This is a genomic window from Sinorhizobium fredii USDA 257 (genome assembly GCF_000265205.3).
GTDB lineage: Bacteria > Pseudomonadota > Alphaproteobacteria > Rhizobiales > Rhizobiaceae > Sinorhizobium > Sinorhizobium fredii_B.
The window spans coordinates 1,202,919-1,226,984 of the sequence record NC_018000.1; the positions used below are offsets into that span (position 1 = coordinate 1,202,919).

General features: G+C 59.1%; 23 protein-coding genes and 7 pseudogenes. 13 read left to right on the top strand and 17 right to left on the bottom strand.

Annotated elements, in window-relative coordinates:
- Window positions 1–114: 114 nt before the first annotated feature.
- The 3 genes and pseudogenes from USDA257_RS05530 to USDA257_RS05540 all read left to right on the top strand — a co-directional run bounded on the left by USDA257_RS05530 (window position 115) and on the right by USDA257_RS05540 (window position 2,797).
- Window positions 115–1,215 (top strand): NAD(P)/FAD-dependent oxidoreductase, encoded by a 1,101-nt coding sequence (locus tag USDA257_RS05530; RefSeq protein WP_014761910.1) that lies wholly within the window; start codon window positions 115–117, stop codon window positions 1,213–1,215.
- Between the two features lie 196 nt (window positions 1,216–1,411).
- Window positions 1,412–1,883, top strand: a pseudogene (gene mntR, locus USDA257_RS33540) (manganese-binding transcriptional regulator MntR).
- A 563-nt stretch (window positions 1,884–2,446) separates the two neighbouring features.
- Window positions 2,447–2,797, top strand: a complete 351-nt coding sequence (locus USDA257_RS05540) for a hypothetical protein (protein ID WP_014761912.1) — start codon at window positions 2,447–2,449, stop codon at window positions 2,795–2,797.
- A 440-nt stretch (window positions 2,798–3,237) separates the two neighbouring features.
- Here USDA257_RS05540 and USDA257_RS05545 read toward each other — a convergent pair whose 3' ends face one another.
- Window positions 3,238–3,873 (bottom strand): response regulator transcription factor, encoded by a 636-nt coding sequence (locus USDA257_RS05545; RefSeq protein WP_014761913.1) that lies wholly within the window; start codon window positions 3,871–3,873, stop codon window positions 3,238–3,240.
- Window positions 3,874–4,330: 457 nt separating this feature from the next.
- Between USDA257_RS05545 and USDA257_RS05550 the strand changes: the two genes are divergently transcribed.
- Window positions 4,331–4,723 (top strand): response regulator transcription factor, encoded by a 393-nt coding sequence (locus USDA257_RS05550; RefSeq protein WP_041413934.1) that lies wholly within the window; start codon window positions 4,331–4,333, stop codon window positions 4,721–4,723.
- Between the two features lie 138 nt (window positions 4,724–4,861).
- Here USDA257_RS05550 and USDA257_RS38370 read toward each other — a convergent pair.
- The 3 genes and pseudogenes from USDA257_RS38370 to USDA257_RS38705 all read right to left on the bottom strand — a co-directional run.
- Window positions 4,862–6,407, bottom strand: a pseudogene (locus USDA257_RS38370) (Tn3 family transposase); the annotation flags it as partial.
- 5 nt (window positions 6,408–6,412) lie between these two features.
- Window positions 6,413–6,646 (bottom strand): annotated as a pseudogene (locus tag USDA257_RS38700) (DUF4158 domain-containing protein); the annotation flags it as partial.
- A complete protein-coding gene (locus USDA257_RS38705) occupies window positions 6,643–6,831 on the bottom strand; it encodes a DUF4158 domain-containing protein (protein ID WP_014761917.1) in 189 nt (62 codons plus the stop codon). The gene USDA257_RS38705 and the pseudogene USDA257_RS38700, both read right to left, overlap by 4 nt.
- A 144-nt stretch (window positions 6,832–6,975) precedes the next feature.
- Here USDA257_RS38705 and USDA257_RS05560 point away from each other — a divergent pair, with 144 nt between their 5' ends.
- Window positions 6,976–7,545: a recombinase family protein gene (locus tag USDA257_RS05560; RefSeq protein ID WP_014761918.1), complete on the top strand. Its 570-nt coding sequence runs from the start codon at window positions 6,976–6,978 to the stop codon at window positions 7,543–7,545.
- Window positions 7,546–7,678: 133 nt separating this feature from the next.
- On the opposite strand, the pseudogene USDA257_RS35875 reads toward USDA257_RS05560, so the two are convergent.
- Window positions 7,679–8,118, bottom strand: a pseudogene (locus USDA257_RS35875) (carboxyl transferase domain-containing protein); the annotation flags it as partial.
- 873 nt (window positions 8,119–8,991) lie between these two features.
- On the opposite strand from USDA257_RS35875, the gene USDA257_RS05570 reads away from it, so the two are divergent.
- A complete protein-coding gene (locus USDA257_RS05570) occupies window positions 8,992–9,273 on the top strand; it encodes a hypothetical protein (protein ID WP_014761922.1) in 282 nt (93 codons plus the stop codon).
- Between the two features lie 11 nt (window positions 9,274–9,284).
- Window positions 9,285–9,503 carry a hypothetical protein gene (locus USDA257_RS37600; RefSeq protein ID WP_080605750.1) on the top strand — a complete coding sequence of 73 codons (219 nt, stop codon included), beginning with the start codon at window positions 9,285–9,287 and terminating at the stop codon, window positions 9,501–9,503.
- A gap of 671 nt (window positions 9,504–10,174) precedes the next feature.
- On the opposite strand, the gene USDA257_RS05580 is transcribed toward USDA257_RS37600, so the two are convergent.
- Window positions 10,175–10,423, bottom strand: coding sequence for a hypothetical protein (locus USDA257_RS05580; protein WP_014761923.1), 249 nt, complete (start codon window positions 10,421–10,423; stop codon window positions 10,175–10,177).
- A gap of 543 nt (window positions 10,424–10,966) precedes the next feature.
- On the opposite strand from USDA257_RS05580, the gene USDA257_RS05585 reads away from it, so the two are divergent.
- The 3 genes from USDA257_RS05585 (at window position 10,967) to USDA257_RS05595 (ending at window position 13,427) form a co-directional block, all read left to right on the top strand.
- The gene (locus tag USDA257_RS05585) at window positions 10,967–11,308 is read left to right on the top strand and encodes a hypothetical protein (RefSeq protein WP_014761926.1); all 342 of its coding nucleotides are present in this window, start codon (window positions 10,967–10,969) and stop codon (window positions 11,306–11,308) included.
- Between the two features lie 54 nt (window positions 11,309–11,362).
- A complete protein-coding gene (locus USDA257_RS38375) occupies window positions 11,363–11,485 on the top strand; it encodes a hypothetical protein (protein ID WP_014761927.1) in 123 nt (40 codons plus the stop codon).
- A gap of 163 nt (window positions 11,486–11,648) precedes the next feature.
- The gene (locus USDA257_RS05595; protein ID WP_014761928.1) at window positions 11,649–13,427 is read left to right on the top strand and encodes an SLC13 family permease; all 1,779 of its coding nucleotides are present in this window, start codon (window positions 11,649–11,651) and stop codon (window positions 13,425–13,427) included.
- Between the two features lie 49 nt (window positions 13,428–13,476).
- Here the strand turns inward: USDA257_RS05595 and USDA257_RS33555 are convergent, their stop codons facing one another.
- On the bottom strand, window positions 13,477–13,641 hold the full coding sequence (locus tag USDA257_RS33555; protein WP_065998867.1) for a DUF3309 family protein: 165 nt from the start codon (window positions 13,639–13,641) through the stop codon (window positions 13,477–13,479).
- A 370-nt stretch (window positions 13,642–14,011) separates the two neighbouring features.
- Between USDA257_RS33555 and USDA257_RS05600 the strand changes: the two genes are divergently transcribed.
- The gene (locus USDA257_RS05600; protein ID WP_014761930.1) at window positions 14,012–15,124 is read left to right on the top strand and encodes an AI-2E family transporter; all 1,113 of its coding nucleotides are present in this window, start codon (window positions 14,012–14,014) and stop codon (window positions 15,122–15,124) included.
- A 168-nt stretch (window positions 15,125–15,292) separates the two neighbouring features.
- On the opposite strand, the gene USDA257_RS05605 is transcribed toward USDA257_RS05600, so the two are convergent.
- Window positions 15,293–15,628, bottom strand: coding sequence for a hypothetical protein (locus tag USDA257_RS05605; protein WP_144051900.1), 336 nt, complete (start codon window positions 15,626–15,628; stop codon window positions 15,293–15,295).
- Between the two features lie 272 nt (window positions 15,629–15,900).
- On the opposite strand from USDA257_RS05605, the gene USDA257_RS38710 reads away from it, so the two are divergent.
- Window positions 15,901–16,152, top strand: coding sequence for a pyridoxamine 5'-phosphate oxidase family protein (locus USDA257_RS38710; RefSeq protein WP_223843442.1), 252 nt, complete (start codon window positions 15,901–15,903; stop codon window positions 16,150–16,152).
- 233 nt (window positions 16,153–16,385) lie between these two features.
- Here the strand turns inward: USDA257_RS38710 and USDA257_RS05610 are convergent.
- The 9 genes and pseudogenes from USDA257_RS05610 to USDA257_RS05650 all read right to left on the bottom strand — a co-directional run bounded on the left by USDA257_RS05610 (window position 16,386) and on the right by USDA257_RS05650 (window position 23,194).
- Window positions 16,386–16,963, bottom strand: a pseudogene (locus tag USDA257_RS05610) (DUF1003 domain-containing protein).
- 473 nt (window positions 16,964–17,436) lie between these two features.
- On the bottom strand, window positions 17,437–18,750 hold the full coding sequence (gene nhaA, locus USDA257_RS05615; RefSeq protein WP_041413937.1) for a Na+/H+ antiporter NhaA: 1,314 nt from the start codon (window positions 18,748–18,750) through the stop codon (window positions 17,437–17,439).
- A gap of 52 nt (window positions 18,751–18,802) precedes the next feature.
- Window positions 18,803–19,615: a transglutaminase-like domain-containing protein gene (locus USDA257_RS05620; protein ID WP_014761934.1), complete on the bottom strand. Its 813-nt coding sequence runs from the start codon at window positions 19,613–19,615 to the stop codon at window positions 18,803–18,805.
- A 10-nt stretch (window positions 19,616–19,625) separates the two neighbouring features.
- Window positions 19,626–19,901 (bottom strand): DUF1488 domain-containing protein, encoded by a 276-nt coding sequence (locus tag USDA257_RS05625; protein ID WP_014761935.1) that lies wholly within the window; start codon window positions 19,899–19,901, stop codon window positions 19,626–19,628.
- Between the two features lie 2 nt (window positions 19,902–19,903).
- Complete coding sequence (locus USDA257_RS05630) at window positions 19,904–20,167, bottom strand: hypothetical protein (protein ID WP_041413938.1); 264 nt, start codon at window positions 20,165–20,167, stop codon at window positions 19,904–19,906.
- Window positions 20,164–20,406: a hypothetical protein gene (locus USDA257_RS05635; RefSeq protein ID WP_014761936.1), complete on the bottom strand. Its 243-nt coding sequence runs from the start codon at window positions 20,404–20,406 to the stop codon at window positions 20,164–20,166. Before USDA257_RS05635 ends, USDA257_RS05630 begins: the two co-directional genes overlap by 4 nt.
- A 27-nt stretch (window positions 20,407–20,433) precedes the next feature.
- A complete protein-coding gene (locus USDA257_RS05640; protein WP_014761937.1) occupies window positions 20,434–20,784 on the bottom strand; it encodes a hypothetical protein in 351 nt (116 codons plus the stop codon).
- A 420-nt stretch (window positions 20,785–21,204) separates the two neighbouring features.
- On the bottom strand, window positions 21,205–22,839 hold the full coding sequence (gene groL, locus USDA257_RS05645) for a chaperonin GroEL (RefSeq protein ID WP_014761938.1): 1,635 nt from the start codon (window positions 22,837–22,839) through the stop codon (window positions 21,205–21,207).
- A gap of 48 nt (window positions 22,840–22,887) precedes the next feature.
- Window positions 22,888–23,194, bottom strand: a pseudogene (locus USDA257_RS05650) (co-chaperone GroES).
- Window positions 23,195–23,377: 183 nt separating this feature from the next.
- Here USDA257_RS05650 and USDA257_RS33565 point away from each other — a divergent pair.
- Window positions 23,378–23,808: pseudogene (locus USDA257_RS33565) on the top strand (transposase); the annotation flags it as partial.
- Between the last annotated feature and the right edge of the window lie 258 nt (window positions 23,809–24,066).

Consider the following 24,066-nt stretch of genomic DNA (forward strand, 5'->3'; position numbering starts at 1 on the left):
AAGGCTCGCACAGCGGGCTCCATAGTCAAGGATTAGGCATGACCCGAATGGGCAAGGAAGCATAGAAATAACGGGTCATTTCATCGCGGCCGCATCCTGTGCTAAGGGTCGGACATGTCCTTGGAGCACGTGGAATGTATCGTCGCGGGAGCGGGTGTTGTCGGGCTTGCCGTCGCACGCGCCCTGGCGCTGGCCGGGCGCGAGGTAATTATCCTCGAAGCTGCCGATCGCATCGGTAGCGAAACCTCGTCGCGCAACAGCGAAGTCATCCACGCCGGTATCTATTATCCGCCGGGCAGCGTGATGGCACGCCTGTGCGTGGAGGGCAGGGGATTGCTTTATGCCTATTGCCGGGAGCGCGGCATCCCGCACAGGCAGTGCGGGAAGCTGATCGTCGCGACCTCTGAACCGGAGCTGGAACAGCTACCGGCGATCGCCGCAAAGGCGGCAAGGAATGGCGTGTCGGATCTCAGGGAGATCTCGGCTGCGGAGGCGCACTCCCTCGAACCGGCGCTTGCCGCAAACGGCGCGCTCCTGTCGCCCTCGACCGGCATCGTCGACAGTCACGCCTATATGCTGTCGCTGCTTGGCGATGCCGAGAACGCTGGGGCGGTTCTCGTTTGCAACAGCCCTGTCGAGCAGGGTCGGGCGACCCAGCGCGGCATCGTCATCGACGTCGGCGGCGCCGAACCGGTGAGCATCAGCTGCCGCCTGTTGATCAACGCTGCCGGCCTCGCCGCACCGAAGCTGGCCCGCCGCATCGACGGAATGCCGCCTGCGCTCGTGCCGAAGGAATATTTCGCGAAGGGGGATTATTTCTCGCTTGTCGGAAGGGCGCCTTTCTCGCGTCTGATCTATCCCGTTCCGGTCAAGGGAGGCTTGGGGATCCACCTGACGCTCGACCTGGCCGGCCAAGCCCGATTCGGTCCGGATATTGAATGGGTCGACACGCTGCACTATGAAGTCGATCCGGCAAAGGCCCCGCTTTTCTATGCCGGGGTGCGCCGCTATTTCCCCGACCTGAAGGATGGCGCATTGCTGCCCGCTTATTCCGGTATCCGGCCGAAAATCGTACCTCCCGAAGTGGCCAGCCAGGACTTCGTTGTTCAGGGTCCTGCCGTGCACGGCGTCCCCGGGCTGATCAACCTGTTCGGCATAGAATCGCCCGGCCTCACCGCGTCTCTGGCTCTGGCAAATCTCGTGGCAGAAGGCTGAGACGAGTTCGAATTCAGCGCCGGCCCGGAAGCGATCCGATCATTGCTGAAAACCCTGCCGAAAGGGCCGAGAGCTCATCGCCGAGCATCACAAAACTTGGCGCCAGCGACAGTGCTGTCTCCCGCAGTCTCGGGTTTGCTGCCGGAACGGCCCAGCGCTTGCCGGCGCGGGTGGCGACGGCGGCGATGTGGCGAAGATTGTCGAGATCGTCGTCCTTGGCGGCGAAGCGGGCCTGATCGATGCCGAGGCGCGGGTCGAAAGCTTCCGGCAGACACGGAACAATCGCCGCACCGAGCTCGTCGAAGACTATGTCGAACTTATCGCCGACCTTCTCGAAGATGGCGGGGAGGCCCGTCAGGTGGATATTGCCCAGCGCCTCGGCGTGGCCCAGCCGACCGTCGCCAAGATGCTGAAACGGTTGATCTCCGAGGGCTACATCCAGCAGCGCCGCTATCGCGGCATCTTTCTCACCGAGCGGGCCGGAAGCTTGCCGAACTTTGCCGCGAGCGGCACCAGATCGTCGAATCCTTCCTGTGCTCGATCGGTGTTTCGCCCGAGACAGCTCGCATCGATGCAGAGGGGATGGAGCATCCAGCCCGGAGACGCTCCAGGCATTCAAGCGCTTCCTTGCCCGGACGACCTCGTCGCGGATCATCGCACAGGGTTGATCCATCTCAACCATGATCGTCAGCCGGGGCTCGGCGGGTTTTTGCCTGATTCCCGCATTAGAGCACTTAGACCCGAGTATAGGTCGTCTGCTCCTCGTTGGTATCCGATCCGTCCTCCCGATCAATAGGCAGGTCGGGCAGCGTGCTGCTATCGTCAGCGTACATCCTCCCACGGGGCCGTTCCCCAAGCGCCAAGAATGGACGGGCGGCACCTCAAGAGGCGGAGTCGCCATGAGCAAGCCAGCAGCTATTCTTCTCGCACTCGCCATCGCTAGTCCGGCAGCGGCGCATGATGCGACGCCAACGGCGGCACAGCCTAACGGATGGACATATCCGTTCTCCTGTTGCAGCGGAATGGACTGCCGCGAAATTCGAGATCAAGCGGTTCTCGAAGGCCCCCGAGGATATGTCATCAAGCTCACTGGGGAGCTCATCATGCCACGGGATACTCGCATCAAGAGCAGCCCGGACGGGCAGTTTCACCACTGCACGGTGGCCGGCGAGCCCACCGGCCGCACCCTTTGCCTCTTCGTTCCTCCGCGCTCCTTCTAGGGATTGTGACCATGACACAGGAACTCAATCGCATCGAAATCGATCTGGCCCCGCTGCAACTTGTCTCACGGCGCATGTCCGAAGGCCGGACCACTGTACCGAGCGATCCGCTCTACATGCCGTCAGACTATCCATCACCACCGAATGCTCACGCTGAAGCGCATTTGATGACCTTTTCCGTCACGCCCCGCGAACCCATCGCGCGCCTCGGAACCCAGGCTCTGCACCTCCAGACGGGCGCGTTTACCCTGTACGTGACCGGGACGCTGTTCGGTCTTTCGTTCTACTCAATCGAACTTGTCCGCCTTGTAGAGGGCTTTGAGGAGCTTTACCGTTCGGAGCGTTCCTCGACCATACATTAAAGGGGGATTGGCGTCTTTAAAAGGGTCTCTTCGTCCGCGCTTGCATCTCGAGCTTGACCCCGCTGCTCTGTCTTGGGGCGCGCGACGGCGTATTGCTCCCGATCGCCGCGACCCACCTTCTGTCGTGCGACTTAAAAAAACATCGATCCGCTCACTCGTTCTCGGCGGCCGTCCTGCAGCGCCGCGTCTTATCGGGCGCCCAAAAGGTCGCTGTAGCGAACACGCGCGGCCGGTCGCGCAGCTTGCTTGAAATAAATAAAAGACCCCTCCCGGGAACAGGGAGGGGCTTGAAAGGGGGCCAAAAGAGAAAATGGCCCCACGGGAAGCAGTCCCGCGACCATAACATCGCACTTCCGCCATCACCATTGGCTGAAAGGATGGATTGGACACCGAGGTGGAAGGGATAACCTATACGCGGGTCCATGTGTTCTTATACGAACTTAAGAGTCTTGCGGCTTTTCAGACGCCTGCCTCAGCTTGTCCGCCATGCGGGCGAGTTCGGGCAAGGACTTGGCACGCATCTTCTGCATGACCTGGCTACGGTGGACTTTCACCGTTATTTCGCTCACTCCCAGATCGGCGGCGATCTGCTTGTTCAGCCGTCCCGCCACCACCAAAACCATCACCTCGCGCTCCCGAGGGGTCAGACTTTCGTAACTTGCATACAACGTCGCCAAGGCCTTTTCATTCTCAAGCCAAACCCGGTCGCGGGCCAGGCCGACGTGCACGGCGTCGAGTAGATCCTGATCGCGGAACGGCTTGGTCAGGAACTCGATCGCTCCCCCTTTCATCGCTTGGACGGACATGGGAATGTCGCCATGCCCGGTGATGAACACGATCGGCAGCCGAATGTTTTCCCGCGATAGCTCTCGTTGAAATTCGAGGCCGCTTTGTCCCGGCAGCCGGACGTCCAGCACGAGGCAGGTCGGCCCGTCGGGTCGACCAGATTTGAGGAAGTCGTTCACTGAGGCCAGGAGTTTCACGTCAAAGCCGACGGATCGGAGCAGGCTGCCAAGCGCCTCGCGGATGGCCGGATCATCATCTATGACGATGACAGTTGCGGGCACCTCGGTCATGTCATCGCCCCCCACGGGGAACCGGCGCTTGCGGGAGCGAGCGGTCTGCACCCGCTGAAGCCCCGGGTGAAGCCCAACCGGCAGAGCGCCGGTGACGCGATGTGGACACTCCCCTCTCTCCCTCAGCCAGTCACGAAACGAAGCCGTCTCGCACATGAGAATGCGCTCTAATCATCTCAGCCACAAGGCCCACGAGGCGATCGAGCGCCCGCCATGGCGTGGCGCCTTATGCCGGCTGACTCGCCGGCTCGCCAAATGGCAACAGCGGCCAACAATCTCTGCAACCGCAGCAGTTCACGTGTCGCAGCGACCACCGGTTTTTAAGAAGCTATGGCTGAGGCTATACCATCGTATAGCTTCCACTGCCTTTGTCGCCCTTACAGGCTGATGTAAGTTACGACCTGAGCCGCAACGCTAGATTTTTTGCAGGACGCCTATCGTGAAGTTGGAGGCGGCAGTGCCAACCAAGAAGCCTCTGATTGCGATTGTCGATGACGACCAGTCGATGCGCGAAGCTACCAAGGGCCTCATGAGGTCGCTGGGATTTGACGCCGAGGCTTTTTCATCCGCCGATGATTTCTTGAAATTTCCGCATCTCCGCCGCACGGACTGTCTGGTAACGGACATCCATATGCCCGGAATGAGTGGGCTTGATCTGCACCGTCGACTGGTTGCGTTGGGCGAGAGCATTCCAACCGTCCTGATCACCGCCTATCCGGACGAAACCGTGCGGGCGCGTGGGTTGGGTCCCGATATTATCGGCTACTTGGAAAAGCCGTTTGACGAGCAGGATCTATTGAATTGCATCCGTTCAGCGCTGGCTCGCGGGAGCGAAGGCGAAGGCGATTGACGATGACCGCTATGCCAGGCATGTCGACGATGAGACAGGGGGTGTCGGCCGGACCGACCACCTCATGGCGGCGTTTGGCCGGCCCGCTCGCCCGGCGCTGTACAAGAGGGCATGGCGTTGGTTTCCCGCGAAACAACGCTAAGAGAGAACATATCCGGTCAGGTTGAGCGGTTTCCGAGCGGTCGCAGTCGCGGCGCGATCCCAGAGGAAATCGCCGGAGAAGGCGACGTGTTCCCATCCCACCGGCGAGGTGTGGGTCAAGAGGTCGTCTGGGGCAATTTCGCCTTCTGCGCGTAGGTGCGCCACGGCGTCGGCCATATAGATAGAGTTCCAATAGACGATCGCCGCAATGACGAGGTTCAAACCTGACGCCCGGTACTGCTGGGCTTCATGGCTGCGGTCGATGACGCGCCCCTGCCGGAATGTGTAGATGGCCTGCGCCAGGGCGTGGCGTTGTTCGCCTTTGTTGAGCCCGGCGTGGCATCGGCGGCGCAGTGCCGGATTCTTTAACCAGTCAAGCATGAACAGGGTCCGCTCGACCTTGCCGATTTCCTGGAGGGCGATATCCACCTGGTTCTGACGCTCATAGGCGGCAAGCTTCCGCAACATCACCGAGGGCGCGACATGGCCGGCCTTGAGCGAGGCGACGAGCCGCATGACGTCATCCCAATGTTCGCGGATGACGTCGGCACGGATGCGTTTTCCGAGAAGCGGCGCGATCGTCTGGTAGCTCGCAGGGTGGTCGATCGGGATCAGCCGCCGGTCCGGAAAGTCGCGCAGTCTCGGGCAAAAGCGGAAGCCGAGCATGGCGCAGAGCGCAAACACATGATCGGTGGCGCCGCCGGTGTCGGTGTAATGCTCCATGATTGAGAGATTGCTCCCGTGGTGAAGCAGGCCGTCGAGGACATAAGGTGCCTCGTGCGTCGTCGCCGAAATCACCTTGACGTGATAAGGGCCATGCTGGTCGGAGACGTGAGTGTAGAAGCTGAAACCGGGATCAACGCCGTAGCGGGCGTTGATGTCACCGCCTGAGGCGCCGCGCTTTGCGCCGCGGAAGAACTGCCCGTCCGAGCTTGAAGTCGTGCCATCGCCCCAGATCCGTGCGATCGGCAGGCGATGTTGAGCGTGATGATGGTGGCGAGCGCTGCGCGATAGGTATCCTCGCGGACATAGGCATCCTGCGTCCAGATGAGCTGGTCGCGGGTCACGCCCTGGCTGGCAGCCGCCATCCGGGAGAGCCCAAGATTGGTGGCATCGGCCAGAATAGCGGCGAGAAGGGCACTCTCGTTGGGACAGCGTTCGGAGGTGCGCAGTTTGTGAAGGCCGCCATGAAGCCGGTTTCGCGAGCGACTTCATGCAGGAGTTCGGTGATGCGAATACGCGGCATTAACGCGTCAAGCCGATCGGCAAGCGCTTCTGCTTCGCAGGGGACTGCGGTCTTGACCGACGAGATCTGCAGCCGATCCTCGACAAAGCGTACGCCTTCGAGCTGGTCCCGTTTGAGGCGCTGCGCAAATTTCTTCAGCCGCCAGTCGAGCTCGCGGCCACGTTGTTGGAGCCATTCATCGGCGGCCGTGGGCAGTCCGAGGTCGGCAACGATCGGCGCGGCGGCTCGCTCCGGCAGGAGATAGCTAGAATCTTCGCTTGGCGCAAGGCGTCGATCACCCCGGCGGCGATGACTACGCCCTTGTCCGTGCCCCAGGCCGCCCTGGCGGCCGCCTCGATCATGAAGGGGATATCTGTCCTGGCCGCCCCGCGAAGCCCATACGCGCCCGCGAGCTCACGGGCGTGATCCGTCATCGTCTGTTCCCGACCCGCATAATCGGCGAGAGCGGCCGCCGGTATGTCGAGCTGCTCGGCGATGGAGGACACCAGTTCTTCGGGAAGCCCGGCGGAGCTCTGAAGAATCTGAGCGAGAGTCATGCCAGGTGGCGAAACAGCGCAAGCTGAAGGGCAACGCCGAGGCGATTGCGGTCTTCCCGCCGCAGCCGGACCTGGTCGATGTCGTGCGGCTCAAGCGTGTAGAGCCGGGCCAGGTCATCACGGTCGATCGGGATCCCCAGCAATTGTTCCCGCTCGGCTTCGCTCAGCAGTTCGTGCTTGCGCATTGGCGGTTCTCCCGGCGTCCATAAAAGGCTTCACAAGTTCATGGACAGACTGGAATAGAGAGACATATTCTGTGGACGGAATCACGGTGTTCCGATACACGCAGCTTCGGTTGTCCACAGAACGGTCGTTTCGGAGACAGGAAAATGGGGGATATTCTGGGTTACGCGCGTGTGTCCACCGGCGATCAGGATGTCGCCAGTCAGACCATGCGCCTTGAACAGGCCGGCGCCATCAAGGTCTTCACCGACGTCAAATCCGGGAAAAGCATGGACCGGCCTGGCCTGGCCGAATTGCTTGCCTATGCCCGCATGGGCGACACTCTAGCGGTCGTGCGGCTCGATCGCCTCGGGCGATCGCTGGCAGAGTTACTCGAAACGGTAAAGATGCTACGCGAGCGGAAAATCGACCTTCTTAGCCTCGAAGAGAAGATCGACACGTCATCGGCAGCCGGCGAACTCGTATTCCACGTATTCGGCGCCATAGCACATTTTGAGCGGCGGCTGATCTCGGAGCGGACGAAGGATGGCATTGCCGCCGCAAGGGTGCAGGGGAAGCGGCCAGGCCGTCAGCCCCTGGACATGAAAAAAGTTGAGGCAGCCATGAAGCTCGTCAGCACCGGAATGCCACCAGTTGAAGCCGCCAAACAGCTCGGCCTTGGTCGTTCGACCGTGTATCGCGAAATGCGCCGACTGGGTGTCAGCCGAGCTGCTTAGCGCTTGAGCACATCCGCATCCTTTTCGATTTCCTCCCTCTCAACAATCGAGAGTCAGCTCCAGTTCGTCCGGTTGTCGACGATCCCGAGAGGATCGAGATGCGCCTGGACACGCTCGGAAAGCGAAGTTGCGTCTCGACGTCATTCTCGCATGCGCCGTCGGCGACGGAGGACTTTGGTCGTGTGCGTCCTTGCACCGCCGAGCTCTTCGGCAATCACAATCTCGTTGGTGACCGTCTTCACCACGTCCGGGCCGGTTACGAACATCTAGGAGCTGTCGCGAACCATAAAGATGAAGTCAGTCATAGCGGGCGAATATACCGCGCCCCCGGTGGATGCGGGCGCCGCGGGAGTCGTTCAATCCGATGACCGGAGCCCCGTTCTCCATAAACTTGCAGATCTTCTGAGCGTGGGTCTCAGACAATGATCCGCCCAACACGGTAAAGTCCTGCGAGACGATGAGGCCTGCCGAGCGTTGATGGTCCCCCATCCCGTTACACGTACATTCAAACTCTTCGAACGATCCCTCGTCCAAGACCGCGAGGACAGAACGTGGTAAACTTTTTTGCGACAGGAGCTTGCCGTAGGCGAGCTAGCTCTACGAACGCGACGTCATCATCCGGCAAAAAGCGCTGCTGAGAGGGGTGCTTTGTTGCCGAGCAATGACGGGACAATCGAAAGTGCCACACAGCCGGCGAGGCCTGACAGAAGGCGCTTGCCCGTTTCCTTGCCAGAAATACCTGACCTGACAATGGCGACCAATGCTGGCTTCCGCATTCAAAGCGCTCCAAAAGTGGGAGAATAGCGCCATGTCAAATCGTCTTGTTTTCTCTCTGTTACTCGTCGCGATGAGCATCGTGCTGGTTTGGGCGTTTCGCCCGCCGCCTGTGATTTTCAGCGGTTATGAAGTCGCCCCCGCAGCGCAGCAACGGCCCAGCCCGAAAATCCAACCGAATGCTAGGGGCATCATTCGAACCGATGTTGATGGATATCCAAGGAGGTGTGCCGGAGCAATCGTGTCGAGGACCACCACCCTCTCGCTACGATCTTAAGTCCTCCCTAGCCCGCAAACCGTGACCATCCCACACAGATGTCGGTGGCATGTTGAACCGAGTCTGGAACGTGGCGCATGGCTGTACACTGCCTGCATAGGTGTTCCGTGGAAGCACTGTTCTCCGCGGGCCAGTTCAAGGATTGCGGCCGGAAAACTCAATTGTTCCGCCACATCTTGAATAGACCGCAATTGCCGCGCATCCTTCCAAGGTCGACTTAGGCCAGCTTGGCTTCTCGCGGCGTCAGAGACCCGACCCGCCACTTTTTCCCCTGTTCGATTGTCGTGACGGTGTGTCCTGCCGCGTGAACGCGGCGGTTCTGACGCATCCACTTTCGACAGAAGCGAGTTCGCGTGCCAGCGACGCCGGCAGTGCCTGTGTCGAAAGGAGATGACATGTTCAACCGAACGAAACACCGCACAATCCACTTCGACCGGCCTTTTTCATTGCCGGGCGTCGATGAGACGATTGCCGCTGGTGACTACGAAATCGATGACGACGAGGTGCTGATCGAGGGGCTTTCCTGGGCCGCCTATCGCCGCGTCGCCACCTTCATCAACCTGCCCGCGACGGTCGAGAACCGCTACCGCATGCGGTTGATCCAGATCGAACCCGACGACCTGGCGCGTCTGGTCGCCCTTGGCGGCGCCGAGATTTCGAACACGCCAAAACAATGAGGGCAATGACCATGTCACAACATCGCTACCCCGTAGGACTCTCCGTTCGCCTTAGGGATCGCAGTCATCTCTCGCCGCGCGCGGCGGAGACTTACCGCATCACGGCAAGGATGCCCCTGCGGGACAACACGCCCCAATATCGAATTCGCAATGAAGAGCTCGGACAGGACCGCGTCAGCGCTGAGAGCAATCTTGAACCGATCGACTGGGGCATGACCCGTAGCCGCTGAGGAGATTGCCATGACCTATGTCTTGCGCCTCAGTGTGCCAGAACTGTCCTCGCGCTCTTGTTCACCGCTAGGGTTGGTTCCCGGCTTGCTTATTGTTGGCCCACAGAAAACTATGGTGAGGGGTGACCTTGAAGGATTGAACCGCTGTGGAGACGCCCTCTCGGTCGCCGCCTGTTTCCAGTGCCCCCAAAATGTTACTGGACCGGCCCTGCCTAGCGGAGGATGATCCTTATTTGAGCTGCCCCGTATTGCGAGATTGAGAATATTAGTTCGCCCAGTTAATCTTCGTGACAAAGTCCGCGGTTTTGGCGGGCTTTGTTTTATGCGAAATTTCGGAAATAGCTTCATATTATCTTTCGCTCCTGCACCTACCAGAAGACGTCGTACAACGTAAAATAGGCGACCGCCCCGAGCGCCAATACAAACGAAGAGCGAATCAGAACTCAACCGGTCTGAAACAGTATCCAAAACTCCCGACATGCGATTTCATTGACTTTCTCCCGTGTCGTTTTTTCATCGTTTGATTATTTCGATGTTTCTCCCGGCAGGCCGTGTAGATGTGGGTCGTCCTCCTAGTGTGACCTTACAAACCACTCGAATACGCGCCGAAGGGTGCGCACCTCGGTCTCGCTCAGGGCTGCGACAATATCGTCCGGGTAGCCGCGCATCGCTTATTCCGGAGCCGCTCGGGGGGCATTGAGAGCGCGCAGCGCCCGCGCAGCATTCTTGGGGCTGAGCCCCTCCATCGTCCAGCAGCCTACCCTTGCAACCTCTCCCGTAAAGACGTGGTAGATCGTATAGGTGCCGTCTCCCTCGAAACGGCGGCCATATTGATAAAGTCGTCCGGATCTGTCGGGCGCACCGCCTTCAGACTCCCATGCACTGATCGCGAGCGCGTGCTCTTCGTGTTTGCTTTTCATCTTGTGACCCTCCTCGGGGCGTGTCGCCACTGTTCTTTAGCGAAGGGGTGCCATGCCCCATTCAATCTCCAAATCATCTTCCCCGCTGACGCGCCTTGGCATCATCGCGGATGCATACCGGGGAAATATTTGCTCGAATTCTGAGGCGTACCGACAGGCCGATAAGCCGGATCAATGGTCGGTGAGTCCAGCGCCTCTGATGAAGCGAAAGGCCGAACTGGCCCCAGAACAAAGTCCAATCTATATAAGCTGATTGAGGCTTTACTACGTTTTCTAAAAACAAGGCCACCCATGCATGAAAAAAAGCCGCTCCGTACCGGCATTGCTACATTGATGTATAATAATCTTCCGAAGAAGAATGATGTGTACCCAAAGTTATTCGTGACTTTTAATTTTGGTATATTTTCTAACAAACATTGTTGATGTCTGTTTACATTAGCTAATTTAGAGAGCACTGTAGAAAATCTGGATTGCCATTGGCTCCTGGTCGGAGCGCGGGCCCGTAACGATCCCGATAATCACCTGATTAAAGGGAATGAAACCATGACACTCGATCAAATTCTTGAACGGACAAAGCCCTACGCGATTGGTTTAGTCGTTGGGCTTATCGCCGCGCCAACCATCGGCTTCAACGCTGGATGGATTACCACTACCACTGCCAGCACCCTGGCGGCAGAGACGGCCAGAGTGGATGCGCTTGCGGGGATATGTTCAACTGCCGCAGGGCGAATGGCTACTGCCAGCAGCACCGACCTCGCAACATTGAAGGGCTACGACAACCGTGCAAAGCGCGACGAACTCGTAGCAGGCATTATGGCCGATATCCAAGTTCCAGCGGACGTCCTCGGCAAGGTCAGCACGAGTTGCAGTCGCTCACTATCCTGAAGCGCAGCGGACGCCGCGCTTTGGGCCCAACCAGAACGAAAAAAGGAGGTCGCTATGAAAAACCTCATCCCCGCCCGCTTCTATACCTACGATTTCACGCGCTTGTTCGTATCGCTTGCCTTTACTCTGGCGATTGCCGTGATTGTCTATTCGGTCCTGTTCGGAGGCATCCTGTAGTCGTCTGATCATGCGTGCGTCCGCCCTACGAAGCTGGAAAGCATCCTGGACGGACGTTCGGGGTGCAGCGCGTTGAGCAGAAGCTGGTAAGTTATCCCGACATTAGCTCTTTCAGGCGCGTAAAATGGACCTGGCAATGGATGAGTTGGTTGGGACTTTATCCATGACACAAGCTCAGGCTTTCGCCTTCGCCATTCTGATCGGCCTGATGGTCGCTTTCATATGGGGACGGCTTCGCTACGACCTCATTGCAGTTCTCGCGCTGCTTGCCGCAGTTTTCACCGGCATCGTGCCGCACAAGGCAGCGTTCTCCGGCTTCGGGGACGACATTGTCATCATTGTAGCCAGCGCGCTTGTCGTAAGCGCCGCGATTGAGCGCAGTGGTGTCATAGGGGCATTCCTCCATCGCGTCGCGCCCAGCGTGACCTCCGTGCAGGCTCAGGTTGTTATTCTCGTGACGACCGTCTCGGTTCTCTCCGTGTTCATCAAGAACATCGGCGCGCTGGCGATGATGATCCCAGTCGCATTCCAGATGGCGCGCCGGTCGAAAGCTTCCCCTTCGTCCTTTCTCATGCCGATGGCGTTCGGTTCATTGCTTGGCGGGCTCATGACCCTCATTGGCACATCGCCGAATATTGTCGTTTCCCGGATGCGCGAGGAACTGACGGGCCGACCTTTCAACATGTTCGATTTCACTCCTGTCGGCTTAGGGCTTGCCGCAGCGGGGGTAGTCTTTCTGGCGTTTGGCTACCGACTGCTTCCCTGGGGACGCGAGGCGGTCCCGACAATGGAGAAGGCGCTTAACATCAAGGACTACATGACAGAGGCACGCATTACTGCGAAGTCGACGGTTCTCGGCAAGTCGATCGGTCATTTGTCGACCTTGTTGGACGAGGAGGTCCTTGTCACCGGCCTTGTTCGCAACCGGGTCGAGCGCCTGATGCCACGGCCGGACGCCGTCCTTCGTCAGGGCGATATCGTTCTGTTGGAGGGAGACCCTCAAGCGTTGGAGCGAGGCATCAGTCGCGCCCGTCTGGAACTGGAGGGGCACGACCGCCCCACGGAAGCAAAAGGAGTCGACGAGGAGATTGCCGGAATTGAGGTAGTGATCGGCCCGAGATCGGTTTTGATCGGGCAAACCGCCAAGCGCTTGGCGCTACATGACCGTTTCAATATCAATCTTCTCGCGGTGAGCCGGAGCAGCAAGCGCTTCACCGAGCGTTTGCGCGACATCGCGTTAAGACCAGGCGACGTTCTCGTTTTGAAGGGCGATCTGGTACTTCTCCCGACCAGGCTGATGGAACTCGGTCTTCTTCCGTTGGCCGGGCGTGAGATCCGCTTGGGCAATCCGCGAAAGGGCCTGATCCCGGTGCTGGTCCTGGCTGGTGCCATGCTGCTAACGGCATTAGGCCTGCTGCCCGTTGCCACAGCCTTCTTTGCTGCTGCTGTCCTGACGGTACTGCTCGGTTCACTTTCGCTTCGGGAAGCTTACGACGCTGTCGATTGGCCCATCCTGATCATGCTCGGCGCTCTCATTCCAGTCAGCGAGTCGATCCGTACGACCGGTGGTGCTGACCTGATCGCCGGCGGCCTCGCTCAGCTCTCCACCACCTTGCCCCCCTACGGCGCGCTTGCAATGATCATGGTGGCAGCAATGGCGGCGACGCCGTTTTTGAACAATGCAGCCACCGTTCTCGTAGTTGCCCCGATCGCGGTAACGCTTGCTCAGCGCCTTGGCTACAATCCGGACGCCTTTCTGATGGCAGTCGCGGTGGGGGCGGCCTGCGATTTTCTCACGCCTGTCGGACACCAATGCAATACTTTGGTGCTGGGTCCGGGCGGTTATCGCTTCGGCGACTATTGGAAGTTGGGACTGCCGCTGTCGTTCATTGTGGTCTTGCTGGGCGTGCCTCTGATCCTGTGGTTTTGGCCGCCCGTTTAGCGCGCAAGCGTCGTTTCAATTCTGATTTCAGGTTCACCATGGCGTCGGCCTAAAGTCTGCCCGTAAGGACCAGAATGAGCAGAACGATCGCCACGACGCCGAGGACACCAATGCCGCCGTGCCCGTAACCGTAGCCATAGCCTCCGAATCGTCCACTAAACCCGCCCAAGAGAAATATTATAAGAATAATTAGAAGTATCATTCCCAAGGACATGTCTTTTCTCCATCTAGTTCTATTCGTCGCGATCGAAAAATTCACGTCCTCACCAAAATTGAGCTCGATCGCGTCTCATCCCGTCGCACTTGAAAAGATTGACAAGCAAAAGCGCCGCAATGATGGTTCATGCACCAAATAATAATATACAATATATTATGAATATTGGAATTTATATAACGCCTAACAACTAGATGTATATTGGTTGGAAACAAGCAGGCTGCCAGTCGCCGTCGCTTCGAAGCAGTCGTCTGCTGTGCGATTGCGACGAAATCTGCCCCACTTGATGTCCGTGCATGACTATGAGCGAGGTAGTTGCGATTGTCGACGAGTGTCTGGAGTAGAATCGCAAGGAACCGGAGCAGTGGTCATGAATCCTCTAAGCAGACTGGTCGAGCAGCTTCTGGGCATCGGCGCACTTGTGCTGTTGGCGATTGGTTGCGCTCTCGTCCTTTGGCCCTTCCTCTCGGCAATAATGTGGGCCGCGGTGCTTTGTTTCTCGACATGGCCTATCTACCGCCGATGTGAACGTGCTGTCGGAGGCAACCGGGCGGCTGCCGCCGCAGCTATGACGATGCTGGCCGTCTTTGTTGTGGCCGCACCGCTTGCTTTCCTCGTCACGGCGCTCGCCGACGATATAAGGAACCTGGCCGAGGGAATAACGCGCGTCCTAGAGCAGGGCCCCTCAGCTCCACCAAACTGGGTGAAAGGCCTGCCGATTGTCGGTGAGGGTGTGGCCGCTTACTGGGAAAACTTTACTCATGACGCTCCCGCCTTTATCGTTGAGCTCAAAAAACTGACCGGCCCTGTCACCGATATTGCTCTCGCTGGCGGTGCAGCTTTCGGCATCGGCCTGCTGGAACTCGCGCTAAGTATATTCATCACCTTTTTCCTGTTTCTGCACGGCCGACGCATGATCAGTTTCATGCGTCAAATCGGTGAGCGGATTGCCGGCGCTCGCGCCAGAAGGTTGCTCACGATTATTGGCATGACCGTGAAAGGTGTCGTTTACGGCATGATCGGAACCGCACTCGCCCAAGGGCTGTTGGCCGGCATCGGCTTCTGGATCGCCGGCGTGCCGCAGTCGCTATTACTGAGTTGCCTGACGTTCTTGCTCTCGTTTGTGCCTGCGGGACCGCCGTTCGTGTGGGGGCCGGTTGCACTCTGGCTTCTCATGCAGGGTTCAGTTTGGTGGGGCCTCTTCATCGCTATATGGGGCCTGCTTCTCGTCAGCAGTATTGACAACTTCCTACGACCATATCTGCTCAGCCAGAACATCAATCTGCCCGTGCTGCTCGGTCTGTTCGGGCTCGTTGGCGGTGTCCTGGCCTTTGGATTAATCGGGCTTTTTCTCGGGCCGACCCTGCTGGCGGTGGCCTACAACCTCTTTCTCGAGTGGGTTGCAACGGAACTCGAAGAGCGAATGCTATCGGCGTCGCCTTCTGTTGCGCCTGACCACTTGGAAGCCGATCCAAGGGATTGAGTTGACGGATCTCCGTTTCAGAAAAGGGTCCGGCTCGGCTGATCCTCGCAAGCGGTTCCGGCGCCACGCTCCACGCCGCTTCCTCCCGGCGCCGCTTAACAACGGGCTGGCTGCCGCCGGCTTGATACAGTCTCTGCTTTTCTCCGGCCAGATTGGCTCCCAACTTAATCAATTGATCAAAATGCGAGCCGGTCGATGTCTAAACGCCATGCTGCCGCCTTCGTTCTCCCAACGCCTCTCATCCTCTTTTTGAAGCGGATCGGCGATCGAAATAGGCGAAGAAGGCGAGGAGAACACCTTGATCTGGCGCATGAGCGAGGCTGAAAGCGCCGCTTCCGAATGAACGCCATCCTGGAAAGCTGTGATGAGATATCTCGCCGCATCCTGCCTTTTTTCTAGATGCCAAGCATTATCGATGTCAAACAGTCCTGTTGTGTCAAGTACACGCTTCAACATCTTGATGTTGAGCGAGGTAAGGTATTGCTGGGTCAAGGTGGAAGACATGCTGTCCTCCTTCAATTGGGGCATCTCGGCGGAACTCCGCGGGACCGTGAGGCGTGCGCTAAAAATTTTGGCCTTGATCACAGCATGGACCTTTCCGAGAGAATTACAATGGAAACCGGCCCACACACGCAAATCCGACGTTTTCTGGCACCCGCGCATGCGGTCCCGGTTTCGTGCTAGGATGAAGGGTAGATTGCGGTCATCCGCAAGCATCGAGGACGTCGACTGAACGGAGAGATCTGGACGGAGCAACGCCAATGAGATTGCGCGAGATGCTACCCAGTGAATGCAGCATACTCATCTCCGAGCAGCGCGTGGCCCGGCTTGGATGTTGCCGTGATAATCAATCTTATGTTGTGCCGATATACTATGTCCGAGCAGAGGGCCAAATTTTCAGTTTTTCGATGCCGGGAAGAAAGATTGAATTCATGCGGAGCAATCCGCTTGTATGCGTTGAGATCGAGCATTCCACTGATCAGCACCGATGGAAATGCGTAGTCATTGAGGGCAGGTACCACGAATGACGCGGAGAAGAAGCACGCGTGGGGCATACTGAACGTTTACAATGATTGGTGGGAACCAGGTGCCCTTAACTGGGGCGCGGATGAAAAGCCACCTCCCATTTTTTTCGCCATCAGCATAGACAAAGTGACGGGCCGTGAAGCGCTTGTGGGTTAGTTCGTTGTCAAGCTGCTAGTCAGCGAATACCTTAAACCGGATCGCCCGGAGACTATCCGAGTGCCATGTGCCAACGAACCTATTTGTTTCGATCGATGAGAAGGCCTGCCACCAGGTCGATTTGTTGCTGCTGCTGCTTTTCAATAAGGGATTTTAGTTCAATGTCACGCATCTGATCCAGCTTGTCATGCAGCGCCATGATCTCAATTTCCGCCTTCAGATTGACCTCATAGTCGTGTGCCGCATCGACCCTGTCTTTGACCGAGTGCCTATTCTGGCTCATCATGATCACGGGTGCCTGAACGGCAGCCAGCATCGATAGAATGAGATTGAGAAAGATGAAGGGATAAGGATTGAAGGCGCGGGCTGTTGCAAGTACATTCGCTCCGACCCACAGCGCGAGTACAGCGCGAAGGTGATGATGAAGGTCCACGAGCCGCCGAACTCGGCCACTTTGTCCGCCAAACGTTGTCCGGACGTCAGCTTCTCGTCAAAAGAGCGATTCGAGTCCCGCGTTATCGCGCGCCGGGCGAGATGGCGTCGAAAAACCGCGCGTTCCCGATCGGTGAGCAACTCGACCGGCCTTCCCAAATAGCGGCTCGCACTATCGGCAATCTCTTGCCGTTCGTTGATGTTCTCTTCCGTTTCCCTGGACATATCTTCCTCCATCCCGTCGTCTTAGGCGCTCGCCAATTGCAGCCTTCACCCAGTCGCCGGTTCCGCAAGGAGCAACAGTCGCATGCAGAACGGTCACTCCAAAGCTTGAACCTTCACTCCGGCAAACCTTTTCCGTCAGGTTGACAATGATCCGCGCAAGCTCAGACCAGCACGGTAAAATCGGAATTTTACTCCGCTTTCAATCAGTAATCCGGACTCCGTCGGGTTTACCCGAATGAGCTGCGCCGATGCGCCCGCGATCGCGGTTTGAACATCGCCAAGACGGGCGGCCACTATGTCGCCGGCGTCTTTCGCGAGTTGAGGGCAGTCAATCGCCGATCCAGACTATAGAACGCGGATCGGCATCCTGCTGCGGCGTGCTGGTCCTGATCGTAGCGGCCGTGCTGCCGGTCGGAACGAAGATCGGCAAGGGGCCCGCTTTCGCTATGAACCCGCCGACGGAGGGAGCTGGACTACCGTCTGCCAGGGGACGTCAGCCAGGTCAACGCAACAAAGCCGAGGGCTGCCGAGATGACGGAAGCGCCGAGGACGCCGAGCTTGACGGAATTTAGAAGCTCGGGCTCGAAGGCAAGCTCGGCAATGAATAGAGCCATGGTGAAGCCGATCCCGGCAAGCAGGCTTCCGGCTGCCAGCAGGCTCCACGGGAGCTCGTCTGGACGAGTCCCGAGGCGGAGTTTCACGGCGAGGAAACTGAAGAGCACAATGCCAACGGGCTTGCCGACCACGAAGGCGGCGACAATTGCGATCGTGAGGGGAATGTCGAAGTTTGCGTCCGCTATCGGAACGCCGGCGTTGGAGAGGGCAAAAAACGGCATGATCACGAATGCGACCCAGGGATGGAGAGCAATCTCAAGACGCTCAATCGGCGACAGTGCCTCGCGGGTCGCGACGCCTGCGCGATGGAGGTCGCTACGTGCTGCCGTGCCGCGGCTCCAATGGTCGCCGGGCGGATAGGCGCTCACGCGGTCGAGGATCGCATGGAGGCGGGTGTCGCTTACCCAGCTGCGCGCCGGCGTCATTAATCCAAGAACAACTCCGGTAAGCGTCGCGTGGACGCCCGATGCATCGAATGCCAGCCAGATGCCGCCACCTATTGCGAAATAGACAGGAATGCTGCGGATGCCCAGACGCGCGATTGCGGCTACGACGGCAAGTCCGAGGCCGGCGACTCCGAGTGCGACCCAATTCAGGGCTTCGCCATAGCCGATCGCCACGACCAGGATGGCGCCGACATCGTCGAAGATCGCAAGAGAGAGCAGGAACAGCCTTAAGCTCCCTGGTATGCGCGAACCGAGCATCGCAAGGCACCCGATGACGAAGGCCGTGTCGGTGGACATCACGGTGGTCCAGCCGCTCGCACCCGGCCCGCCGCCGACAAGCAGCGAGAACAGACCGGCCGGCACCGCCATCCCCCCAAAAGCAGCGGCGACAGGTAGTGCGGCCATACGCGGGTTGCGTAACTCCCCCAGCACCAGCTCGCGCTTCAGCTCAAGGGCGATGACGAAGAAAAAGAGCGTCATCAGACCGTCGTTGATCCAGTGCTTCAGCGAACGGGAGAGCTCAACGTCGCCAACTTTGACGCCCGCAGGCATCTCCCACAAGGCGAGAAACGACGACGACCACGCGGTGTTTGCGAGGCCTAACGCCCAGAGCGTGCTGAGCAAAAGTATAATGCCCGCCGTAGCCTCGATGCGGAGAAACCGCATGAACGGCTTGGTGAGCCGATCTGCCGGTTCCCTGGGAAGCCGTGAGAGGCTGTCATTCATGCCGTGAACCGCTCCCTGCGTTTTGATCGCGACGGGTAAATGTTCCCAGCGGCTATTGCCAGGCCGGCACCTCATAAGTCCACACCCGGAACGACTTCAGGACGTGCGGCCCGAACGAGTTGATGAGGGGGACATCGGCCGCGTCACGGCCGCGCGCAACGACGATCCGGCCGACACGCGGCGTATTGTTGCGCGGATCGAACGTGTGCCATTCATCGTCCAGGAAGACCTCGATCCAGGCACTGAAATCCATCGGGTCGACGACCGGGACGCCGATGTCGCCGAGATGACCGTTTATATAGCGTGCGGGAATGTTGAGACAGCGGCAAAGCGTGACCGCAAGATGCGCGAAGTCGCGGCAGACACCAACGCGCTCATGAAAGACTTCGAAGGCCGTCCGCGTCGACCGGGCCTGCATGTAGTCGAAGCGGATATGCTCGTGGACGAAATCGCAGATCGCTTGCACACGACCCCAACCGGGTGTGACCGCGCCGAACATGTCCCAAGCGCTCTGGCTGAGACGGTCGGTCTCGCAATAGCGGCTGCCCATGAGGTAGGCGAGGCAATCGTCCGGCAACTCCGGCACTGGGAGTTCCTGGGCGGCTGGCAGCACTTTGTCCGGTTTGCCGTCGTCCTCGATTGTGGCATCGCCCCATATCGTCAGGTCACCCGCCGGTGCGACAAGCCGCCGGCATCGGTTGCCGAAGAGATCGCGATAGGTCGACGTCGGCACAGCAGGGGCGGTGAATGTCGTTTCAGGAACCCGGATATCGGCCGCGCGATCCTCGTGGACCGACAGCAGGCATACCAACGCGGCCGGCTGCTGGAAGTTCAGCGTGATCTCATAGCCGTAGCGGATCAGCATCTGGAGCACTCTAACGGAAATCGGCGGCGGTCAGTGTGTAGAAATCGCGGCGGCCACCGGAATAGGCCTTGCGTGCGACATCGTAGATGGACAGGCGCAACGCGTCGAAAGCAGAAAGGAGCTTCGATTCCGAGATTTCCGACGTGCCCAATTCGGCATCCGCTATCACCAGTGCCTCGGCCTCGACGAAGAACCGCACCTCGAACATACCGTCATGGCCGATGAAACGGACGGCGTTTCGCTTTTCATCGAGGCTGCGGCTCGCATTCGGAAATAACAGCGTCATCCTCAGCGAGCCTCTGTTTCGCGCGACGCGGGCCGCGCTGGTGCCGATAAGCTGATCCGCTTTATCCGCCGCTCTATATAGCGGAGGTCATCGTCGACATGCGCCGGTGCACCTATGGACACGTGGTAGATCCGCCAGGGGCGATCCATTTCAATGTGGCGGCCATGTTCCATTAGCTCGGGGGCTAACGTCCCACCTTCATTTTCCCAGATGCTGATCGCAAGCGCATGTCGTCCGGCTTCAATTTCATTGCAGAGGGCGTTCATGGTGGTGGCCTTTCATCAAGATTTTCGATGGTGTCGAGCCTGCGTGAATGGATCGTGCTCCCATCACCGTCGGTGATGGTCACGCCGTCCGGACGCTGCGGCATGTCGAGCGTCCTCAAAAGCTCCAGCGCAATCTCTATCGCCTCGTCGAGATCGGCAGCTTCCGCGGTTTCGCGGCCGACGATCGCATGCGCGTCGTCCGCATCCCGAATGCGGTAGAACGCAATCACGATCTTCATCGGTCATTGGGCAGAAGGTCGTAACCGTCAGTTCCTGCCCTTGTCGAGCGAGGCGCTGCCGTTCGCAGCCGGCTTGATCTGGTTGCCGAACGTCTTTTCGATGAGAGTGGCGCCTTCATCGGCGGACGACATGCGCACCGGTTCGAGCCCGTCCTGCGTCGTCACCCGCTCATGACGTGCGCCGTCGTTTCGAATGCGGTATTGCGGCGAACCGCCGCTCTTCGGGAGCGTGCCGGTGATGTGATAGATGTCCGCCTGCAAAGCCGATCCACAATACCCGCGCTTGAGCCGAACAGCTTGACCGACGGTAAAGAGATGTGTGGCGGCGTCGCGACGGACCGGACGGCCATTGCGTTGCAGAATGTTTGTAGTGGTCATATTGCTTGTAGTCCTTTTTGGAGTGCGGCTTCGAGATCAGCCGGATTGGTCGGCATCATGTATTGCGTGGATCTTGGATGCCCCGCGGGCATTGGATGAAGGCACGAGACGTTGCCCGGCACATGGGAGGCGTCTGCGTAGTGCGACTGGTCATGACGGCGCTCCGCGCAGAAGCACACGAGGCGGCCCTGCATCCTCTGTCTGCCCAACCGAAACGAGCCGTGATCAGCGCTCGAGTGTCTGTGCCAGGTTCGAACGAAGCGACACTGCGCGTCCGATCGGCGTAAGGCATTCGCATCAAAGTTCGTGGTGAAGGGCGGGGGTCCTCTGACGCCGCGCAATTGGGCTAGTCTTATATGTGGGCCTCAAATCGCTTTTAAACAAGATCATCCGTGCACCAACGCCGTTCAGGCACTGTTCTCAGTATCCCATGCCGCCCATGCCGCCGTTACCGGCCGGCCGTGCAGATTCTCTTGAGGGAATGTCGGCGATCATCGCTTCGGCAGTGATCAGAAGTGCCGCGATTGAGCCGGCATCCTGCAAAGCGGTCCGCACGACCTTCGCCGGGTCGACGATGCCGGCTTTGATCATATCGACATAGGTCTCCGTCTGCGCGTCAAAGCCCAGGTTGTAATCCCTGCTGTCGGTGAGTTTTCCCACGACGATCGAGCCTTCGACACCGGCGTTCTCGGCGATCTGCCGGATCGGGGATTCAAGTGCCCTGAGGACGATCGAGATGCCCGCCGTGACGTCCGCATTCGCTCCGGTCAGTCCGACCAGGACCGACCTGGCGCGCAACAGGGCAACGCCACCGCCAGGAACAATGCCTTCCTCAGCCGCGGCGCGCGTGGCGTTCAGCGCATCGTCGATGCGGTCCTTCTTTTCCTTGACCTCGATTTCGGTCGCGCCGCCGACGCGGATGACCGCGACTCCGCCGGCGAGTTTCGCCAAGCGTTCCTGCAGTTTTTCCTTGTCATAGTCGGCGGTCGTCTCCTCGATCTGTGCCTTGATCTGCTGGATGCGCGCCTGGATGGTCGCTTTATCGCCGGAGCCGTCGATGATCGTGGTGGTGTCCTTCTCGATCAGCACGCGCTTGGCGTGGCCGAGCATGTCGAGCGTGACGTTCTCGAGCTTGATGCCGAGATCCTCGGAGATCAGCTGGCCGGCCGTGAGGACGGCAATGTCTTCCAGTATGGCCCTGCGGCGGTCGCCGAAGCCCGGCGCCTTGACGACCGCGACCTTCAGGCCACCGCGCAACTTGTTTACGACCAGCGTCGCCAGAACCTCGCCCTCGACATCCTCGGAGAGGATCAGCAACGGTTTGCCGCTCTGCACGACCGCCTCGAGTATCGGCAGCATCGCTTGCAAATTGCCAAGCTTCTTTTCGTGGATGAGGATGTAGGGGTCCTCCAGCTCCACGCGCATCTTCTCGGCATTGGTGACGAAATAGGGCGAGAGATAGCCGCGGTCGAATTGCATGCCCTCGACAACGTCGAGCTCGGTCTCGGCAGTCTTGGCTTCCTCGACGGTGATGGCGCCTTCATTGCCGACCTTGTCCATCGCCTTGGCGATCATCTCGCCGACTGTCGCGTCGCCATTGGCGGCGATGGTGCCGACTTGGGCAATCTCGCCCGAGGACTTGACCGCCGTGGCGCGCGCCTCGATTTCCTTGACGACAGCAGCGACACCAAGGTCGATGCCACGCTTGAGATCCATCGGGTTCATGCCGGCGGCGACGAGCTTGGCGCCTTCGCGCAGGATGGCGGCAGCGAGCACCGTCGCCGTCGTGGTGCCGTCACCGGCGAGGTCGTTGGTCCTGGAGGCCACCTCGCGCACCATCTGCGCGCCCATGTTCTCGAACTTGTCGGCCAGCTCGATTTCCTTGGCAACGGCGACGCCGTCCTTGGTGATGCGCGGCGCGCCATAGGCCTTGTCGATGACGACATTGCGGCCCTTGGGACCCAGCGTCACCTTGACGGCGTTGTTGAGCAACTCGACACCGCGCAGCATGCGATCGCGCGCATCAGTGGAGAATTTGATTTCCTTGGCAGACATTATGTTCGTCCAGTTCGGTCTCGAGATTGCGGGGTCGGAAATCGACCGTCAGGCAGCTTTCTTGGCCGCGACGGTCTTTTGGAGGCATGAGTTCGGCCTTCTTCATGATCAGAGTTCCTCGCCGTCGACCTTGACATCGGTGCCGGACCATTTGCCGAACGGGATCGGATCACCGGCCTCAACGTCGAGCGGAATCAGCTTGCCGCCTTCATTACGTGCCCCGACCAACGGCGATCACGTCGCCTTCCTGCGGCTTTTCCCCGTCAATGTCGGAACTGATGATCCCGTCCTTGGATTTGCGATCGCCTTCCGCGCGCCGGATGACGACACGGTCATGGAGTGGACGGAATTTCATAGAGATTCTTTCTGCGGCCGGCGCATAGGGCGACTGCAATCCTTATATATCACGATTGGAACTCGATTGATAGGAGTGCCAAGAAATATTATTTTACACAAGGAATAATGTTGGAAAATATAAGTCAGTAATCTCTGAACAAGACCGCCGTGAGTTCCAATAAATATACAGAGATTATATTGCGATGTCTCCCAAGTTGAACCACTACTCGACCAGATTGGCGGTCCGATCGGACAGTTTACTGCCGACGCTGCCTATGACGGAAAGCCAACCTACGACACCGTCACCAATCACAGCGCTGCTGCCGCCATCGTCATTCCGCCACGCGCCAACGCGATCGAAGCAATCGACGGTCGACCTCCCGGCCAAAGGGACCAGCATATCGCCGCAATCAGCAGAGACGGCCGGATGAAATGGCAGGCCTCCAACGATTACGGCAAACGCTCGCTGGTCGAGACCGCCATCGGGGGATACAAGTCCATCATCGGGCGACGTTTGCGGGCCCGGTCGCCTCCCGTTCAGCAGACCGAAGTCGCCATCGGCTGCGCCGTCTTAACCGAATGCTTGCCGGCGCACGCCCGAAATCCGTCCGCCGGACGGCAGCCACGGCTTAGTATGCCTCTTCAAAGATACCCATCCGCTCAAGTCCGGATCCATGCACTAAAGCCATGTCGCGGTAACTTCCCTCGGTTCTCAGCGCGACAATTACGTCGGCATCGGTCCGGTTGCGATGAGGTCATAGGGGGAAGCGGACGGGTCCATCACTCGATGGGCTGTGCGAACTCCACACGGTACGGTAAACGGCGGCCGGGATGCTTATCTCGCGTCGATGGGACCGACGCGAGCGTTCTGTGTCGCGCCCACGCCGCCCT